At 60.6% G+C, this 19281-nt stretch carries 14 protein-coding genes and 4 tRNA genes; 5 read left to right on the forward strand and 13 right to left on the reverse strand.

Going from position 1 to position 19281, the window contains the following annotated elements:
* The 6 genes from BLO80_RS15080 to BLO80_RS15105 form a co-directional block, all read right to left on the reverse strand.
* Positions 1 to 1660: DUF6531 domain-containing protein (locus tag BLO80_RS15080; protein ID WP_256574212.1), on the reverse strand; the 1660-nt coding region annotated here is incomplete at its 3' end.
* Between the two features lie 186 nt (positions 1661 to 1846).
* The gene (locus BLO80_RS15085; protein ID WP_092330380.1) at positions 1847 to 2248 is read right to left on the reverse strand and encodes an SEL1-like repeat protein; all 402 of its coding nucleotides are present in this window, start codon (positions 2246 to 2248) and stop codon (positions 1847 to 1849) included.
* A complete protein-coding gene (locus tag BLO80_RS15090) occupies positions 2249 to 2620 on the reverse strand; it encodes a hypothetical protein (RefSeq protein ID WP_003179080.1) in 372 nt (123 codons plus the stop codon).
* Complete coding sequence (locus tag BLO80_RS15095; protein ID WP_053124879.1) at positions 2617 to 2958, reverse strand: helix-turn-helix domain-containing protein; 342 nt, start codon at positions 2956 to 2958, stop codon at positions 2617 to 2619. The genes BLO80_RS15090 and BLO80_RS15095 overlap by 4 nt, the downstream gene beginning before the upstream one ends.
* A gap of 102 nt (positions 2959 to 3060) precedes the next feature.
* The gene (locus BLO80_RS15100) at positions 3061 to 3516 is read right to left on the reverse strand and encodes a YkvA family protein (protein ID WP_072406553.1); all 456 of its coding nucleotides are present in this window, start codon (positions 3514 to 3516) and stop codon (positions 3061 to 3063) included.
* 293 nt (positions 3517 to 3809) lie between these two features.
* Positions 3810 to 4523 carry a BamJ family beta-barrel-assembly machinery protein gene (locus BLO80_RS15105; RefSeq protein WP_003204577.1) on the reverse strand — a complete coding sequence of 238 codons (714 nt, stop codon included), beginning with the start codon at positions 4521 to 4523 and terminating at the stop codon, positions 3810 to 3812.
* A gap of 269 nt (positions 4524 to 4792) precedes the next feature.
* Here BLO80_RS15105 and BLO80_RS15110 point away from each other — a divergent pair, with 269 nt between their 5' ends.
* Positions 4793 to 6598: a di-heme-cytochrome C peroxidase gene (locus tag BLO80_RS15110; RefSeq protein WP_092330383.1), complete on the forward strand. Its 1806-nt coding sequence runs from the start codon at positions 4793 to 4795 to the stop codon at positions 6596 to 6598.
* 31 nt (positions 6599 to 6629) lie between these two features.
* Positions 6630 to 7766, forward strand: coding sequence for a catalase family protein (locus BLO80_RS15115; protein WP_092330385.1), 1137 nt, complete (start codon positions 6630 to 6632; stop codon positions 7764 to 7766).
* 92 nt (positions 7767 to 7858) lie between these two features.
* Here BLO80_RS15115 and BLO80_RS15120 read toward each other — a convergent pair.
* The 4 genes from BLO80_RS15120 to BLO80_RS15135 form a co-directional block, all read right to left on the reverse strand.
* A tRNA-Asp gene (locus tag BLO80_RS15120) sits at positions 7859 to 7935 on the reverse strand.
* Between the two features lie 17 nt (positions 7936 to 7952).
* Positions 7953 to 8028 (reverse strand) — tRNA-Val (locus tag BLO80_RS15125).
* Positions 8029 to 8203: 175 nt separating this feature from the next.
* A tRNA-Asp gene (locus BLO80_RS15130) sits at positions 8204 to 8280 on the reverse strand.
* 19 nt (positions 8281 to 8299) lie between these two features.
* Positions 8300 to 8375, reverse strand: a tRNA-Val gene (locus tag BLO80_RS15135).
* Positions 8376 to 8535: 160 nt separating this feature from the next.
* Here BLO80_RS15135 and rdgC point away from each other — a divergent pair.
* The 3 genes from rdgC to sugE all read left to right on the forward strand — a co-directional run bounded on the left by rdgC (position 8536) and on the right by sugE (position 11000).
* The gene (rdgC, locus tag BLO80_RS15140; protein WP_092204091.1) at positions 8536 to 9456 is read left to right on the forward strand and encodes a recombination-associated protein RdgC; all 921 of its coding nucleotides are present in this window, start codon (positions 8536 to 8538) and stop codon (positions 9454 to 9456) included.
* Positions 9457 to 9600: 144 nt separating this feature from the next.
* On the forward strand, positions 9601 to 10569 hold the full coding sequence (locus BLO80_RS15145) for a bile acid:sodium symporter family protein (protein ID WP_092330388.1): 969 nt from the start codon (positions 9601 to 9603) through the stop codon (positions 10567 to 10569).
* A 116-nt stretch (positions 10570 to 10685) separates the two neighbouring features.
* The gene (sugE, locus tag BLO80_RS15150) at positions 10686 to 11000 is read left to right on the forward strand and encodes a quaternary ammonium compound efflux SMR transporter SugE (protein ID WP_003204587.1); all 315 of its coding nucleotides are present in this window, start codon (positions 10686 to 10688) and stop codon (positions 10998 to 11000) included.
* Between the two features lie 105 nt (positions 11001 to 11105).
* On the opposite strand, the gene BLO80_RS15155 is transcribed toward sugE, so the two are convergent.
* The 3 genes from BLO80_RS15155 to BLO80_RS15165 all read right to left on the reverse strand — a co-directional run bounded on the left by BLO80_RS15155 (position 11106) and on the right by BLO80_RS15165 (position 19225).
* A complete protein-coding gene (locus tag BLO80_RS15155; RefSeq protein WP_092330390.1) occupies positions 11106 to 12980 on the reverse strand; it encodes an MFS transporter in 1875 nt (624 codons plus the stop codon).
* 81 nt (positions 12981 to 13061) lie between these two features.
* Positions 13062 to 14216: a TDT family transporter gene (locus BLO80_RS15160; protein WP_092330393.1), complete on the reverse strand. Its 1155-nt coding sequence runs from the start codon at positions 14214 to 14216 to the stop codon at positions 13062 to 13064.
* A gap of 224 nt (positions 14217 to 14440) precedes the next feature.
* Positions 14441 to 19225, reverse strand: coding sequence for a hypothetical protein (locus tag BLO80_RS15165; protein ID WP_092330395.1), 4785 nt, complete (start codon positions 19223 to 19225; stop codon positions 14441 to 14443).
* Between the last annotated feature and the right edge of the window lie 56 nt (positions 19226 to 19281).

Raw genomic sequence — 19281 nt, forward strand, 5'->3', positions numbered from 1 at the left:
GCCCGGCGCCGTTGTCCAGGCGGCTGATGTCGCCGTGGATGTTGCGCTGCACGGTCAGGCGGTTGTCGTAGCGGTCGCTGAGGGCGATCAGGTGGCCGTCGCGAAAGTGCAGGAACGGGGCGTTTTCCCCGGGTTGGGCGATGATCAGTTCGTCCGGCTCGGCCCCCAGATAGATGGCCGCCCGGGCCAGGCTGTTGTGGATCGCCGGACGCTGGGTGGTGGGCAACGGAAAGATCGTGCGGCGGTTTTCCTGGTCGACCCAGGTGACCTGCGCGTCCTTGAGCTCCAGGCGATGGGCCAGGGCATGGCTCCAGCCGCGCCCGAGGCCGACGTCCAGGGCGACGGCGCTGGTGCGGTATAGCCGGGTGAAGACGAACGGCAAGCGCCCGTCGAGGGTGCCGTCGTCCAGGGTCAGCAGTTCTTCGCCGGTGACCATCGACACCGGGCAGCCGCTGGTCTGGGTCTGGGCCGCGGTGTCGGCGCTGTCGCCGTTGGGGTTTTTCGATTGGGCTGGGGCGTCGTCGTGGGGTTCGTGTTTTTTCAGCGTGGTGTTGCGCTGCGCATCCCAGCGCAGTTGCAGCCGGCCTTTTTTTATTCCCGCCGCGATGCCGCGTGCCGCCACGGTTCTGTAGCGGTCCACGTAGCTCAAGAAACCGCTGACTACCGAGAAAATCGCCTCGATGAACCGCCGCATGGCGTTCAGCAGGGTTGCGCCGTGCCTGGCCAAGCGCATCGACAAGTAGGCGATCCCAGCCCCCGCCCCGGCAAAGGTCAAGACCACGCCGATCAGCAAGTCGATCACGCACTGCACCACCACGGTCGAGAGTGCTTCGGCCGTTTCGCCGGCGACTTCGCTGGGCGGCAGCATCTCCAGCCAGAGGCTGGCGGTGCGCACCAACAGGCACAGCGCCGCTTCGTCGCTGACCAGCAGTTGCAGCTTGGCCATCAGCTGCGGCGTTTTTTCGGCCAGGTCCTCCAACTGCTTGGCACTTTCGCCCAACCGCCCTGCAAACCGACCAGGATCCTTGAGGATGTCCGACAGCAGGCTGATGCTGTCCCACACACCCTCGATCGCCGCCCAACTGCCGGCGAGCAACCCGTTCCCCACCGCAGCCGCCGAGGTCGCCAAGGACTCCCGGGCCCATCGCGGCTTGAAACCTTGCCACTCACCCCGTAGCCAGTCCGTCAGATCCCGAGTCAAGCCATCGTAGGAAGAAAACAGCTTCTCGATCTGCCCGGGAGACACCTCGCCCTGGACATGGACCCGATAGGACTGGCCCGCCTCCCCCTCGAAAGTCCCGAGCCCCTGGGCGTCCAGGGTCACCGGCGTGACCTTGCCGCTGTTCACCTCCACCACATCCACCACGACGTCGCCCAGCGGGATGTCGTACACCGACTCGAACTTGCTCTCGATCGTCATCACCCCACCCAGGGGGCACTGGACGACCGTGGAGAGGAAATCGTCGTCACCGCTGCTGACAACGGTGGTGCTGTCACCGAAGCGGATCAGCCGCTCCATGCCCATCAGCGAGGGCAAGTCGGCCGCGTGGCTGGCCCGGTCCGCCGCCCGGCTGTACCAGCCCTCAAGTTGCTCGCGGTAGACCGCCAGGGTGTCTTCGAAGCTGTCGAGTTCCTGCTCGATACGGCTCACCTGCTCCATCAGGACAGGGCTCGCTCAAGGGCCGGCAGGAAAAAACGGTCGAACATGGGCAGCGTCTCGCAGCACTCAGGAAGCGCGAGACTGTGCCGGGGATGACGGGGGAATTAAGTCAGGGGAACGGGACAAAGGATGTAGGGCGATTCGCTAAATCCGCCCGACTGCGGCACGAATAGCCTGTGGATAACACTAGCGGTCGCGAGCTTCGAGTGCCTTGAGCTTGATCTCGGCCAACGGATGCCCGGCTTTCGCCGCCAGGGTCCACCAGCGTGCCGCTTCGACCGGGTCCGGCGCCTTGCTGGTTGTACCGGCCAGGCTGATCACGCCGACCTGGTAGGCCGCCTTGCCATCACCGGCCAGAGCCGCCAGCCGCAGCAGGCGAACGCCTTCTTCACGGGCGCCCAGCCCTTGGCCGCGAAACGTGAGGATGTGCCCATAGAAACTTTGCGCACCGACGTCGCCCAGGTTCGCCATGCGCGAGAATTGGCCCTCGAGCCAGGCCCAGCCACGCGCCTGGCGGACGAACCAGGACCAGTGAAACAACCGGCGCGCCAGCCAATAACCAACCCGCGCCTTGAGTCGCCAGAGCACTCAGGCCTCCGCCGACTCGGGGTATTCGTATTCAAACACCCGGACCACTTCCGAAGCGTGCCAGGAGGCGGCAGCCACCCCATCGGAAGGCCCGGAAAAACGGCCCAGGCGCTCAACGCATTCGAAGAACCCCGTGCGCGGCAACCGGCTCGCGCCTTGGCTGATCACCAGGGAACTGCGCAGCGGCTGTTCCGCCCGGGCGTCCAGCGCCGCCAGGTGTTCAAGGGCCGCGGTCAAGGTCTGCATGGCCGGGCTGGGGAGCTGCAAGCGCTCCAGCAAGGCGCGGTAAGTCAATAAATGGCGCTGGCGACGCGCCTGGTCCAATTCACCCAACAACCCATCCCAATGCTGCCGACTGATGCGTACGCTCACGATTCTTCCCTCCAACCCGGCACCGTCAACTCCCAGGCCAGACTGCGCCGAATCGCGGCATCGGGCTGTCGCTCGCCGCTCTCGATCAAGGCCAGATAAGACGGGCTGATACCTACCGTGCGGGCCAGCGCCTCGATGGCGATGCCCTTCCCTTCGCGCAAACTGCGTAACTGATCCAGGCCAGGGAGAACCTGGCCGGGTGCCGCCGCGTGACGGACTGTCGCTTCGCGCGGCGGAGCTTGATCGATGCCTGCTGCCTTCAACAACGCTTGGTACTGATCCCACGGCAAAACCGCGTACTCGGGTTCTCCATCACGTGTGATTATTTGAATATCCATGTCTACCCCGTAGGACAACAACACTTAGCGAGTCAGCCTTTTTCCTTGGAAGTGTAATCCTAAATGCTGGCTAAGGTCGCGGGGTGATGAATTCTCTGGGGATCAGGGCTTTTTCTGCCCTTGGAGCTGGAGTTGTTCGGGGGTATCGGGAAGCCTTTCGACTTGAGCCAGCTTCTCAGGAGACTGCCGATAACGCCAGGCGCGGAATGCTTCGAGTTCGACGTCGAGGGTTTTCATGACCCATGCCAGCACTGCGATATCGTCGAACATGCCAAACATCGGCAAGATATCTGGAATCGCGTCCAGGGGACTGAGGAAATACATGAGCCCCGCCACCACCGACAACATCGATTTGGCGCTGACCGCGCGGTATTCGCCCCGCCAGTAAGCCAGGCACAAGGCCTGCAACAGGCGCAGGTCCTCCTTGAGCTTGCCCAGCCGTCCGCCCTCCCGGGCACCTTTGCTGGCGACGGCAAAGAGCAGCGTCGGTAATCGACCGCGGGCCAGCAGGCGGCCTGCCAAGGGCAGAAATCGCGCAAAATTCCACGGGGCCTTCATTTTTTCTCCCACTGAAATGTTATCCACACAAATTGTGGATAACCTTGTGAACAGAGCTGCATTTCACCGCTGAAGGCCCCGTTTCATAAGGCCCCGGCTTAGATCGGGCGTTTTTTACTCACATAAAAAAACCCAATATTTCATTGACTTGACCGGCTGACTGCGTCTAGCACAGCGCCTGTATTGCCTATGACTGTAGCCTGTCCCGTGCGTTCGGTTTTTTTGCCATTCGCCGACGCCCAGATGCGACAACGCCCCGCATGAGCGAGGCGTTGTCGTTATAGCAGACGCGATTACTTGGCTGCGTCTTCTTTTGCCGGATCCTTGATCGCCAGCAGTTCCAGGTCGAACACCAGGACCGAGTTGGCCGGGATCGCCGGGCTCGGGCTCTGGGCGCCGTAGGCCAGGTCGCTCGGGATGTACAGCTTGTACTTCTCGCCGACGTGCATCAGTTGCAGGCCTTCGACCCAACCCGGGATCACGCCGCTGACCGGCAGGTCAATCGGGCTGCCACGCTCGACGGAGCTGTCGAACACGGTGCCGTTGGTCAGCTTGCCGGTGTAGTGAACGGTCACTACGTCGGTCGGCTTAGGCTGTGGGCCATCGGCTTTCTTAACCACTTCGTACTGCAGGCCGGAAGCGGTGGTGGTCACACCGGCTTTCTTGCCGTTTTCCTCGAGGAATTTCTTGCCAGCGGCTGCCGACTCTTCGCTCATCTTGGCCATGCGCTCTTCGGCACGCTTTTGCAGCGCGGCAAAGGCTTCGACCAGTTCTTCGTCTTTCAGCTTCTGTTCTTTCTTGCCGACGGCATCTTCGATGCCCTGGGCGACCGCTTTGGAGTCCAGGTCATCCATGCCTTCCTGAGCCAGGCTCTTGCCCATGTTCAGGCCAATACCGTAGGAAGCTTTCTGCGCCGGGGTTTTCAGCTCTACGCTGGTCTGCGAGTCGCAACCCGCGAGTACCAGGCCTACCAGGGCCACCGCCGCCGCCAACCGATGCTGTTTCATGCTATTTCCTTGTTCATGCGCCTAAAGGGCAATCGAATAAAGCCGCGAGCTTATCAGGCGGCCACGACCAATGGCTACCGGCATGTGAGCCGCAAAGTGATGATAAGTTCAGGACCGCAAACGCTTTTTAACCTTGGGCAAATGAAGCATCTGTCATCCGTTACGTACAGGGACACATTGCCGCTCCCCCACAGGCCAAGGTAATGGCCACTTGCCCGCCGCGCAGCACTGAGGCATAAGGGCTTATCAAAAAAAACAAGGACGTTACCGTGCGCCTTCTCTCTCGCATTCTCTTGCTGCTCCTCGCGCTGCTGATCCTCGCCGTGGCCGTGGTGCTTTATTACGTCGCCAATCCCCGCTTGCCGTTCTACACGCCCGTCGAACAGGTGCACTATCTGGATCAATGGAGCGCCGCCGAGCGCCAGACGTATTACTTCACGCCCCAGGGCACCCAGGTCAAAGGCCTGCGCTACGACTGGTTCACCGCCCTCGAATTGCCCTTTTCGCAACAACGCTTCGCTTCGCCGGAGTACCTGGCGCGCTTCGGCTTCCTGATCGACCCGGCGCAGAAAGCCTCGCCTGAAAACCCCGGCAACTTGCCAGTAGGGTTCGCCCGACACCAGAACCCGGGCAGCACCGAGCAGTTCCTGGATATCACCTGCGCGGCGTGTCATACCGGCGAATTGCACTTCAAGGGCCAGGCCATACGCATCGACGGCGGCTCGGCCCAACACGTACTGCCTTCTAGTGTTCCTACGCTACGTGGTGGCAGTTTCGGACAGGCATTGGTCGCCAGTCTGGCATCTACCTACTACAACCCTTGGAAATTCGAACGCTTCGCCCGCCAGGTACTGGACAAGGACTACGACGCCCGCCACGACGAACTGCGCAAGGCCTTCAAGACTTCCCTGGACACGTTCCTGCGAGTGGCCTGGAACGATACCCATCGCGGCCTCTACCCCACCGAAGAAGGCCCCGGGCGTACCGATGCTTTCGGTCGCATCGCCAATGCCAGCTTCGGCGACGCCATTTCGGCGGAAAACTACCGGGTCGCCAACGCTCCAGTGGATTACCCGCAGTTGTGGGAAATATGGACCTTCGATTGGGTGCAATGGAACGGATCGGCCCAGCAACCGATGGCCCGCAACGTCGGTGAAGCGCTAGGGGTCGGTGCCACGCTGAATTTCTTCGACGCCCAGGGCAAACCGCTGCAGGGCGACGCGCGATACCCTTCCAGCGTACGCGTGCGCGACTTGAACAAGATCGAAGAAACCCTGCAACTGCTCAAACCGCCCGTGTGGCCGGAAGCATTGCTGGGCGCGATCGATAAACCCTTGGCCGCCAAGGGCCGGGCCCTGTTCACCGAAAACTGCGCCGGCTGCCATGTACCCAAAGTGGTCCAGGGCCCTGACAGGCCGGTGCAGCAATTGCACATGCTGCCTGTGCAGGTGATCGGCACCGACCCCGGCACCGCCAATAACATCGCCGACCACCGCTTCGACCTGACCAGCCTGCAGTGGGACCCGGCCGAGCTGGCGAAGCTGGACGTGCAACTGCACCCGACCCCGACGGAGCCGCTGGACCTGAGTCAGCTTTCGGTCGCCAAAGGCCTGGCCTACGTTACCGCCTTCGTCGAAAACCGCGCCTACCGCGACGCCGGTGTCACCCCCGTCGAACGCCCGGCCCTGGACGGTTTTGGCCTGCCCATTGGCGTGCGTGAACTGCGCGCCTACAAGGCCCGGCCGCTGGCGGGTGTCTGGGCCACGCCACCGTTCCTGCACAACGGCTCGGTGCCGACGATCTATCAGTTGCTGTCGCCCCAGGACGAGCGGGCGACCACGTTCTATAAGGGCAACTTCGAATACGACCCGCGCCACCTGGGCTATCGCACCGAAGCCTTCACCAACGGTTTTCTCTTCGACACCCGGATTACCGGCAATCACAACAGCGGCCATGAGTTCCGCGCGGGCGAGCGCGGTAACGGCGTCATTGGCCGCTTGCTGCAACCGCAGGAACGCTGGGCCTTGCTGGAGTATTTAAAAGTGCTGGGCGGGCCACTGGAGTCGCAACTGTAATGATGAACCTCACCGGTAAAAGGATGTTGGCATGTTGATCACCCTCTGGCTGCGCCTCGGCGCCTTTTTGGGCAAGACGCTCTTGTGGCTGCTGGGTATCGGGTTGCTCGGCTGGGCCCTGTCCACGGCCTGGTTTGCCTGGCAGCACAAGGGACCGGTCCCGGACAAAGAACAGATCGCGCCCGGCGAAGCCGCCATGACCCAGGACATCATCCAGACCGCGATCCGCATCGTCGATCAGCACCGCGAAGGCACGCGTTACCTGCGCGACGCCCATGCCAAGGCTCACGGTTGCGTCATGGCCGAGGTCCAGGTGCCGAGCGACCTGCCGGCGCCGTTGCGCCAAGGCGTGTTTGCCGAACCGGGCAAGACTTGGCAGGCCACAATCCGCCTGTCCAACGGCAACGCTTATCCGCAATTCGACAGCCTGCGCGATGCACGGGGGATGGCGATCAAGCTGCTGAACGTACCGGGCAAGCAACTGCTTGCTGACCGGCAATCACAGGGCGAGCAGGATTTCGTAATGTTCAATCATCCGAACTTCTTTGTCAGTGATGTCGCCGAGTACCGTCAGAATGTGGCCGCTCAGGCTGACGGGAAGAAGGCGATGGCGTTCTTTCCGAGCTTGGACCCGCGCACCTGGCAGATCCGTCATCTATTTATCGCCCTGGCGACCCTCTCGCCTCCCCCGGCCAGTCCGACCCAGACCACTTACTTCTCGGTATCGCCTTACAAATTCGGCGAAGCCAATGCCAAGTTTCGCGTCGCGCCGGACCCGGACAGCTGCCCAAGCTATACCCTGCCTCCCCAGAACCAGGACCTGCCGAACTTCCTGCGTAGCGCATTGAATCAACAGTTATCCACAGACCGCGTGCCGGCGTGTTTCGTCCTGCAGATCCAACGGCAGGATCCGAGCAAGTACATGCCGATCGAAGACACCAGTATTGAATGGCAGGAAAGTGATGCACCGTTCGAGACCGTGGCGCGAATCAAGGTGCCAGCCCAGGATTTCGACACGCCCAAGCTGAACCTGGCGTGCGACAACCAGTCGTTCAACCCATGGTTCGGCATCGAGGCCCATCGCCCTATCGGTGGCATCAACCGTTTGCGTAAAGCGGTGTATGAGGCGGTCAGCGATTACCGTCACAGCCGCAATGCCGAGCAGTAGATAGCCGGTAAATCCCAGACAGCAAAAAGCCCGCTCGATTGAGCGGGCTTTTCGTGGATGACCTGGCGTTCAGTGGGCCAGGAAACCGAATATGGCGCAGCGGACGGGACTCGAACCCGCGACCCCCGGCGTGACAGGCCGGTATTCTAACCGACTGAACTACCGCTGCGCGTAACATTGAAAGTTTGGTGGGTGATGACGGGATCGAACCGCCGACATTCTGCTTGTAAGGCAGACGCTCTCCCAGCTGAGCTAATCACCCTTCACTTTCGATGCGGGGCGCATTCTCTCACAGTTTTTCATAACATGCTGATTTAATTGGCGAATTCAGAAAAAAACATGAGCAACACACACCGCGGGAACCGCAAACAGCAAAAAGCCCGCGTTAGCGGGCTTTCCGTGGTGACCTGGCGTTCAGTGTTCCAGGTAACCGAATATGGCGCAGCGGACGGGACTCGAACCCGCGACCCCCGGCGTGACAGGCCGGTATTCTAACCGACTGAACTACCGCTGCGCGTAACACGTTGAACGAATGGTGGGTGATGACGGGATCGAACCGCCGACATTCTGCTTGTAAGGCAGACGCTCTCCCAGCTGAGCTAATCACCCTTCGCTTTCGGTGTGGCGCGCATTCTACGGAGCACTCCCTAAGCTGGCAAGCACTTTTTAAATTAATTTTTTCAGGCCTTCCAAAGGCTTAGCGAAGGGTTGGCCTATGGCGCCGCGAAGAGAATAATGCCCCCCTTTGTATAAAGGAGAGACTCACCCCATGTGGTTCAAAAACCTGCTTATCTATCGCCTGACCCAAGATCTGCCTTTTGATGCCGAGGCGTTGGAAACTGCACTGGCCAGCAAACTGGCGCGTCCATGTGCAAGCCAGGAGTTGACCACTTACGGTTTCGTCGCGCCGTTTGGCAAAGGCGAAGACGCGCCATTGGTGCATGTCAGCCAGGACTTCCTGCTGATCGCCGCGCGCAAGGAAGAACGCATCCTGCCGGGCAGCGTCGTGCGCGACGCCCTGAAGGAAAAGGTCGAAGAGATCGAAGCCGAGCAAATGCGCAAGGTCTATAAAAAGGAACGCGACCAACTCAAGGATGAAATCATCCAGGCGTTCCTGCCCCGTGCCTTCATCCGTCGCTCGTCCACCTTCGCCGCCATCGCCCCGAAACAGGGCCTGATCCTGGTGAACTCGGCCAGCCCGAAACGCGCCGAAGACCTGCTGTCCACCCTGCGCGAAGTCATCGGCTCACTGCCGGTACGCCCACTGACGGTCAAGATGGCCCCGACCGCCACCATGACCGACTGGGTCAAGACCCAGAAAGCCGCGGACGATTTCTTCGTGCTGGATGAATGCGAGCTGCGCGACACTCACGAAGACGGCGGCATCGTGCGCTGCAAGCGCCAGGACCTGACCAGCGACGAAATCCAGCTGCACCTGAACACCGGCAAGGTGGTGACACAATTGTCGCTGGCCTGGCAGGACAAGCTGTCCTTCGTGCTCGACGACAAGATGGTGGTCAAACGCCTGAAATTCGAAGACCTGCTGCAGGACCAGGCGGAGCAGGACGGTGGCGACGAAGCCCTCGGCCAGCTGGACGCCAGCTTCACGCTGATGATGTTGACGTTCGGCGAGTTCCTGCCGGCGCTGGTTGAAGCGTTGGGTGGGGAAGAGATGCCGCAGGGGATCTAAACCCGGCGGATAGCTACCCTGTGGGAGCGAGCTTGCTCGCGATAGCGGTATGACAGCCACCGAGATATTGACTGACACTCCGCTATCGCGAGCAAGCTCGCTCCCACATGAGTATTGGATGTTCTTAATAATAAGGATCAGGTCATGCGCGCACTGGCTGCATTGAGCCGCTTTGTCGGCAATACCTTCGCTTACTGGGTACTGATTTTCGCCGTTGTGGCATTTTTGCAGCCGGCCTGGTTCATCGGCCTGAAAAGCGCCATCGTGCCGCTGCTCGGGCTGGTGATGTTCGGCATGGGCCTGACCCTCAAGCTCGAAGACTTCGCCGAAGTCGCACGCCATCCCTGGCGCGTGGCCCTGGGCGTGGTCGCTCATTTCGTGATCATGCCCGGTGTGGCGTGGTTGCTCTGCCAAGTTTTCCATCTGCCACCGGAAATTGCCGTCGGCGTGATTCTGGTGGGCTGCTGCCCAAGCGGAACCTCATCGAATGTCATGACCTGGCTGGCCCGCGGCGACCTGGCACTGTCGGTGGCCATCGCCGCCGTCACCACCCTGCTCGCGCCGCTGCTGACCCCGGCGCTGATCTGGTTGCTGGCCTCGGCCTGGCTGCCGGTGTCATTCATGGAGCTGTTCTGGTCGATCCTGCAAGTGGTGCTGCTGCCGATCGTGCTGGGCGTGGTGGCACAGCGGCTGCTGGGTGACAAGGTGCGCCATGTCGTGGAGGTGTTGCCGCTGGTGTCGGTGGTGAGCATCGTCATCATCGTCACCGCCGTCGTCGCCGCCAGCCAGGCAAAAATTGCCGAATCGGGCCTGTTGATCATGGCCGTGGTGATGCTGCACAACAGCTTCGGTTTTTTGCTGGGTTACTTCACCGGGCATCTGTTCAAGCTGCCGCTGGCCCAGCGCAAATCCCTGGCACTGGAAGTGGGCATGCAGAACTCCGGCTTGGGCGCTGCCCTGGCCAGCGCGCATTTCTCGCCGCTGGCGGCGGTCCCCAGCGCGCTGTTCAGCGTCTGGCACAATATTTCCGGGGCTTTGCTCTCCACGTACTTCCGGCGCATGAGCGAAAAACAGGACCGTGAAACTCTGGCCGCCCGGCAAACCGCTGACTAGGGCAAACTTGATCGAGTGGTCAATCATTGGCACTCTATCCATCCAGGCGGGGACGACCCCGCCGCTCGATTGAGTCTTGAATCCGGGGACGACCCCATCCATCGATGAGGTGTTTGATGTCCTGGATCATTCTATTTTTTGCCGGCCTGTTCGAAGTCGGCTGGGCTGTCGGCCTGAAGTACACCGACGGTTTCAGCCGCCCTCTCCCCACTGCACTGACCATCGCCGCCATGGCGATCAGCCTCGGCCTGCTCGGCCTTGCCATGAAGGAGCTGCCGCTGGGTACCGCCTATGCGATCTGGACCGGGGTCGGTGCCGTGGGCACGGTGATCGCCGGGATCATTTTGTTTGGTGAGTCGATGGCGCTGGTTCGCCTGGCCAGCGTGGCGTTGATCGTTGCGGGGTTGATCGGGCTCAAGGTCAGCGCCTGATTGACCTGTGGGAGCGAGCTTGCTCGCGATAGCGGTCTGCCTGTGACCTCAATGCCAGCAGGCAGATTGCAATCGCGAGCAAGCTCGCTCCCACAGTTTTTTGTCCTAGCGGACAGTGCCGCGCAAGTCTCCCACCAACTCCTGCAAACTCGCAGGCGTTGCCGCCTCGACCTCCACCGCCGAACCCGCCACCAGTGTCACCCGCGACCAGAACCGGCGAAACAGCCCCTTGGCCGGGTCGCGGCTGAAGAAACTGCCCCACAGCCCCTGCAGCGCCAGGGGAATCACCGGCACCGGGGTTTCCTGGAGGATGCGTGTCAGTCCGCTTTTGAACTCATTGATCTCACCGTCAGCGGTCAGCTTCCCTTCCGGGAAGATGCACACCAGCTCACCGTCCTTGAGGTACTGCGCGATCCGGCTGAAGGCCTTTTCGTAGATCTGAATGTCTTCCTGGCGTCCGGCGATCGGAATCGTCCCGGCGGTGCGGAAGATGAAATTCAATACGGGCAGGTTGTAGATCTTGTAGTACATCACGAAGCGAATCGGCCGACGCACCGCGCCGCCAATCAGCAAGGCATCGACGAAAGACACATGGTTGCAGACCAGCAACGCCGCCCCTTCATCGGGAATCGCCTCCAGGTTGCGATGCTCCACGCGGTACATGGAATGGCTCAGCAGCCAGATCATGAAACGCATGCTGAACTCGGGGACGATCTTGAAGATGTAGGCGTTGACGCCGATGTTGAGCAGCGACACCACCAAGAACAAATGCGGGATCGACAGCTTGGCCAGGCTCAGCAAGACGATGGAAACGATGGCCGAGACCACCATGAACAACGCGTTGAGAATGTTGTTGGCGGCGATCACCCGTGCTCGTTCGTTCTCCACCGTGCGCGACTGGATCAGCGCGTACAGCGGCACGATATAGAAGCCACCGAACACCCCCAGGCCAAGGATGTCGATCAACACCAGCCAGGCGTGACCGAAACCGAGCACTTCAAGCCAACCGTGCCCCTCGACGCTGTCGGGAATTCCACCGGAATGCCACCACAGCAACAGCCCGAACACCGTCAGCCCGAACGAGCCGAACGGCACCAGGCCGATCTCGACTTTGCGTCCGGACAGCTTTTCACAGAGCATCGAACCCAACGCGATCCCCACCGAGAACACCGTCAGGATCAGGGTCACTACGGTTTCGTCACCGTGCATCCACTCCTTGGCATAGGCCGGGATCTGCGTCAGGTAAATCGCCCCGACGAACCAGAACCAGGAGTTGCCGACAATCGAACGGGACACCGCCGGGGTTTGCCCCAAGCCCAGCTTCAGGGTGGCCCAGGATTGGCTGAAGATGTTCCAGTTCAGGCGCATTTGCGGCGAGGCCGCCGCCGCGCGTGGAATGCCGCGACTGGCCAGGTAACCGAGCACGGCCACGCCGATGATCGCGGTGGACACCACCGGGGCGTAATGCGCCGAGGACATCATGATCCCGGCGCCAATGGTGCCGGCCAGGATCGCCAGGAAAGTCCCCATCTCCACCAGGCCGTTGCCTCCGACCAACTCTTCCTCATGCAAGGCCTGGGGCAGGATCGAATACTTCACCGGACCGAACAGCGCCGAATGCGTGCCCATGGCGAACAGCGCCAGCAGCATCAACCACAAATGATCGAACATGAAGCCCACGGCGCCGACCGCCATGATGACGATTTCGCCGAGCTTGATCAGGCGAATCAGCGCATCCTTGGCGAATTTTTCCCCAAACTGCCCCGCCAGCGCCGAGAACAGAAAGAACGGCAGGATAAACAGCAACGCGCAGAGGTTGACCCAGATCGAGCGGTCCCCCTCGATGGTCAGTTTGTAGAGAATGGCAAGAATCAGCGACTGCTTGAAAATGTTGTCGTTGAACGCGCCAAGGGACTGCGTGATGAAGAACGGCAGGAAACGCCGCGTACGAAGCAAGGTGAACTGCGAAGGGTGACTCATCTTCCATGTTCCTGAGTGGCGTGGACGCTTATTGGAATGAACGTTTTTCGATCCAGGCCACACATTACCTGTCTTTAACGATTATTTCGCCAGCCCCGCAATGCACGGCGACACAAACAACTCACCGTGCCAGGCGCCCAGCAGCGTGCGTCGGGCGACGATCAGCCACAGCACAACCAGCATCGCCACCAGCACACTGCCGAAGACGCTGAAGAATTCCAGTTTCAGCAGGTCCGCCAGTTTCAGCGTGGTCAGCGCAAACACGCCCAAGGGGAAGGTAAAGCCCCACCAACCGAGGTTGAACGGGATACCGGTGCGCAAGTAGCGTGCGGTGATCAACAGCGCCATCACCATCCACCAGAGCCCGAAGCCCCATAGCGTAATGCCCGCCACCAGCCCCAGCCCGGCGGCAATATCGCCGACGCCCGGCAAGCCATTGGCGGCAAAGATCATCGGGGCATCGCCCCCCAGTAACAACATGCCGAGGGCACCGGTGCCGATGGGACCGAGGGCCAACCAGCTAGAAGCGGCCATGTTCTCGTGGGGCAGTTTGTGCAGGGCCATGCGCAACAGCAGGATTGTCAGGATGCTGAACGCCACCGGCAGGGAAAAGGCCCAGAGCACGTAGCTGGCGACCAGCATGATCATTTGCGAATGAACGTCCGCCAGATGCGGCGCCAACAGCCCACCACTGGCCGCCGCGACTTCGGCGGCCACCACCGGCAACAACCACACGGCGGTCATCTGGTCGATCCGGTGTTCCTGACGGGTGAACATCAGAAACGGAATCAACACGCCGCACGCCAAGGACATCGCTACATCAACCCACCACAGCACCTCGGCCAACGGCACCACGCCCTCGCCCCAGCGCGGCAGGCCGAACACCAGCAGGCCGTTGATGATGGTCGCCAGCCCCATGGGGATGGTGCCGAAGAACATCGAGACGGTGGAATGGCCGAAGATCCGCCGGGCTTCGTGGAAGAACAGAACCCAGCGGGCGGTGTAGAGCAGGCAGAACAGGGCGAACAGCAGCGTGTTGAACAGCCACAGGCCTTCGGCGAAACCTTGTAGCCCCGGAAAGTCAACCGGCCACTGCGCCAAGGCCAGCGCCAGGACACCGGTGCCCATGGTGGCGGCGAACCAGTTGGGGGTGAACTGGCGAATGACCTCGCGGGGGTGCTGCAGATGGCTAAAAGGTCGCAGTCCAGGCTTGGTGATATTGGGGCATGTCTGCATGATGGGCTCCTATCTTCGGGGAGGTTGAGGCCATCATAGAATCAGGTCGAATATCTATATAACGGGTATTTTCTCTATCTATTATCTGCCTTATAGATATCCGACAGTGGTGGTGCCACCGCGACTTGGCAGGAAGACCTGCCGTCTCGCGTCTAATAAGAATCTGTCATCGCTTGCTTTCGCTGCGGTATGGAATATCGTCCTGAATCCTATCGATGGTCGGTTTAACCAGCCACGACCACAACCGTGCGCACGTTTGAGAATACAGGGAGACCGCTGTGATAGAGCGACTTGGCGAAAATAATATGGAGGCCTATCTCAACCGTTAGGTAGCCAATCCAATAACCGTTTTGAGGATCAGCTCTCGCGAAAGTCCTGTAAACCGGAAATCCCAAATCAGTACTGACCCAGATCTCGACTGCCTGGCCCCTGCTTGCCTGACCATACAAGTACAGAAAGGTACTGGTGGTGTAACCCCCGTGCTCCACTGTCTGGTGGTTAATGTCTTGAACATCTCTAAAGGTCGGATCCATAAGCGGCACGACCGTAAGGTTGCGTACATTCGAATATACGTTGCCGCTGTGATAGCGCGACTTGGCATAGAGACGACAAGGGGCTACTTCGACGGTGATATCGTGGTTCCAGATACCGGTGGTTCGATCGGCTGTCGCCTGTCCCTTGGAAACCGCAGTGCCCCCCTCGCCTTCGAAGATTTCGACGTTAAGGCCTTTACTTGCCTGGCCCGACAGTTTCAACGAGGTACTGACGGTGAGCCCATCATCCGGAATCTCTCCGCCTTTGGCGTTTTTAACGCTGTCGAGAGTCGGTCTGACCAGTTCTACGACCGTGAACGTGCGCACGTTCGAATATATCGACCCGCTGGTGGGATAAAGCGCCTTGGCATAGAGGCGGCGGGCGCCTTCGTCAACGGTTATATTGAGGTCCCAAAGACCGGTTGTTTGATCAGCTGTCGCTTGGCCCTTGGACACCGCACTGGATCCATTGCCATCGAAGATCTCGACTTTCTGGCCCTTGCCAGCCAGCCCCGACAACTTGAACCTGTTCACCGCAGCGCTAAAGACGAAAGCATCTTCCTCGACCTCCTGATCATTGGCCCCCTTGACGCTGACCAGTGTCGGTGAGGACGCCAGTTTGACGGTATAGGTACGAAGCGGGAAGGTGGTCGCATTGGCCTCGTTTGTGGTTTTACTCAAGTCAGCCTTGAACTCCATTGTCAGGGTGCTGCTGTGCTTCAGCTCCTTCAAATAGCTATAGGCGGCTGGAACCTCATAGAAGCCTCGGTCTATCCAGTCAGGATTGACCCTCGGGCCCCGTGGCGGCGGTGCCCAGATATCCAGGTCATAGGGGACGGTCCCGTCGGCCTTGGTGCCCTTGAGGCGCAGCCACACATCCTGATCCGGAGCGATATGGGGCCAGACGCCGACCCAACAGGCGGTGTTGGCACTGACGGATTCCAGATCCAACTCAGCGCCTTCACCCTCGTTGGCGCCCAGCAGGATCTTCGGTTTGGCGCTTAGAAGATCGTCTTGGGCGAAGGTCTGTACCATCAGGTTGAGAGGGGCTGACGGTGACAAATCCTTGCCATCACGAGTCACCCTATAGGTGACTGTTACCGGTCGGCCAAGGTTATAGGCAATCACGTCGACCGGCATAGGAATCTCGCGGCTAGCGGGCAGCGCGAGCAGCGAGGTGGTATGGGAGCCGGCCCCAGAGGTGCCGGCCCAGGTCACTTTGACCTGATCACCGGGATGAATACCGTAGTTGGGAATCACCACGGTCAGGGCATCCTTGGCCGCCACTGGGTTGAGTTGCTGGTTCGGCGCGGCACCACTGGCCTGCTTGATGCTGGGAGCGGACGCGTTGAATGCCGCCCGGACCGTATAGGTTCGTATCGGAAACGTGGTGGCATGAGCCACGTCGGTGCTCTTGTTGAAGGAGGCCTTGAACTCCAACTTCAATGTGCTGCCGTCGCGTAGCTCCAACAGATCGGCGTAAGGGATCTCTTTTTCACCGTATCCTCGGTTAAACCATTCCATGCTCACCCAGTTGCTCGGCCCTCGCCATAGATCAATAGCGTAAGTCGAACCATCGATCTTGGTGCCCTCCACGCGTAGCCATGTGCGTTGCTCGTGTGCCACATGCGGCCAGCTATCAACGCGCGCCCAGACATCGGCCGACACGCTGTTCACGTCCAGTTCGGTGCCATTGCCGCCCGATGCAGCCTGGAGGATACGCGGCTTGCTCGGTTCCAGCGCTTCGGCGGGCATCGCCTGCACTGCCAGCGTCAACGCAGCGGACGGAGGTCGTATTTCGCCATTGCGGGTGATTGCGTATGTGACCGTTACCGACCTGCCCAGATTAAAGGCAATCACTTTTACCGGAACCTCGATCTCCCGATTGCCGGGCACCGCTTGCGCGGGGACGACGCAAGAGCCGTCACCTTCAGTGCCTGTCCAGGTCACGCTGACCTGATCGCCGGGAAGGACACCGTAATCCGGAATCACCACGGTCAGGGCATCCTTGGCCGCCACTGGATTGAGTTGTTGGCTGGGCGCGTTGCCGGTCGCCTGCTTGATGCTGGAGGCGGACAGGTTCAGGGCGGCGCGGATGGTATAGGTGCGTTGCGGGAAGAGAGTGGCTTCGGCCTCATCATGGCTCTTGTTGAAGGAGGCCTTGAGCTTTAGCGTCAATGTGCTGCCGTCGCGTAGCGCTTGCAGGTCGATGTAGGAAATGGGTCTTTCACTGTATCCATCCCGATACCAGTCCACGCCCACCCAATTACCCGTTCCATTCCATACCCTCTCGTAATCCGAGCCATCGTTCTTCGTACCCTCCACGCGTATCCACGTGCGTTGGCCGTGTGCTATATGCGGCCAGCTATCGATGCGTAACGTGGCGTCTGCGGTCAAGTTGCGCACGTCAAACTCAGCCCCCTCACCTAGGTTGGCGGCCTCCAGCATCCTCGGCTTGGCTACCAACAGTTCCTCCTCGGCAATGACTTGTATCGCCAGGTGAAACAAATCCGATGACGGCGACTCACTCCCGCCGTCAGGCGTCACGGTGTAGCTGACCGTCACCGAACGCCCCAGGCTGTAGGCAATCAACACCACCGGCAACGGGATCGATTTTTCCCCTACCGTTCCCACTTCAACCGGTTCAGTGGTGTGCGAACCCTCCTCCGGGCTGCCGGCCGCCCCGGTCCAGGTCACGCGGATCTTGTCAGTGCCGCGCATGCCATCATAGTGCGGCACCACCGCCGTCAACGTCTCCAGCGCAGCGAGCGGATCGAGCTCGGTGCCGGGCGCCTCGGCAATGCTCAAGGCCGGTAAATCGTTGACACCGCCGTTGAGAGTCGGTGGCTGCTTGAAACGAAGGCAATCCAGGCGCAGAGCGAAATCGCCGCTGGCGTCTGCTGCCGTCGTGATGCTCCAGCTGAGGCCGCTGGCGGTCAGGGTACGATCACCGGCCGGTTCGAGCTGCAAGCGCTGCTCCGGATCGACGCTGAACGCCAGGTCCTGGCCGATCAGCACGCTGTCGGCGCGTGGCTTGAGGGTCAGTTGATAGGTCTGGCCGGGCAGGAACCACAAATGGTTGTCGGGAGAGATCTCCGTCCCGTCGACGCTGAGTTCGAATTGGCCCCACAGGCGGGTCGGGATGGTCTTGATGTCGAAGACGTGCGCATGCTTATCGGCTTCGGCTTTGTAAGGACTGTCGATCGCCGCAATCACCTGGGTATCGGCAGTAGGCTGGTAGACAAACGTGGCCCAACCATCCGCCCGGGTGAACTTGGTGTCCAACAGCTCGCTCTCGTGACGCCACTCCACGGCGACGTCGGGCTCGATGTTGCCGGAGACGATATAACGCACCTTGACATGAAGATCGATGGTTTCGTCTTGCGCGACGTTGGGCCAGAAATCCGGCAACCGATGGTTGACGATATCCAATCGGTAAGGTCCGACAATACAGGCCAACCCTTCATGGGGGTCGGCATGGTAGACACTTTCGAAGCGCAGGATGGCCGTCTTGCCATTAACGCCGGTGTCATCCTTATCGGCATCGTTGCGAATTTCCCAGGTCTTGGCGATGTGCTGGGCGTCGTCGTCCGCGTCAGGGTCTGTCGGCACCACGTGCAGCCCAGCCTGCCCGGCCTCGTTCGGATCGGTAAAGGAAACGTAGGCACTCGTGCCGACATGAACGCCGCCACCGGCCCATCCGCAGTCGTCGGCCACCGGCAGGATGAGATGGTGCACCCCTGCCCCCCGACAGATCGGCATGTAGGATCGCCCGTCTTTTTCCACCCAATAGCGGGCGTTGATCCCGGAAAGTTCGGGCATCGGTTCGGGAGCACTCAGCGCCAGCGGTTTGAGGTGCACGAACACCGTCACACCGGCGGCCAATTCGGGAGAGACCTCCGTTCCCAAGGCCTTGCCGGAAAAATGCAAATCGCCCGGGTCGACCGGCCAACCCGGCTCTTGGGCGATGGGTTGGTCAAGCTCGGGATCGGTCGTTGCATCGGCGGTCGCGGCAAATGGATTGAACAGTCCGGACTCAAAGGCCAATGTCGCCTTGGGCTGAGTAACTTCGTCGTTCAGCTCGATGCTGTCATCGCAAATCAGCCAATCACGGGGATCCTCCTTCGCGGTGCTTGTCTGCAACTCCCGCGTCCAGAAATGCGCCCCGTCGTTGAAATACGCCACCACCCTTGGGTTTTCGCTCGCTTGCTGCGTCGGCTGGTACAGGAACCGGACCTGGTAGCCGGGTTGCGCCGTCAGGCGCAAATCGATCGGCAAAGCGAACTCGATGGCCGCTTGTGCCTCGCCATAAAGATGGACGAACCGACGCTGGATGTCGTTGTTCGAGACGAATTTGAGATCGGCACCGCTGAAACCTTCTCCGATACGTCGCTTCCATTCGGCAGGCCAGGTGCTGCTGGGCAGATCGCCCGCCGTGCCCAACAGGTTGCGCTTGATTCGTTTTTCCAGGTTCATGTCCCACACTCCCTGACAGGTTGTGTTTACGTCAGGCCGGGCGACTGCGTGCCAGC

The sequence above is a fragment of the Pseudomonas sp. NFACC56-3 genome, assembly GCF_900100025.1.
GTDB lineage: Bacteria > Pseudomonadota > Gammaproteobacteria > Pseudomonadales > Pseudomonadaceae > Aquipseudomonas > Aquipseudomonas fluorescens_AA.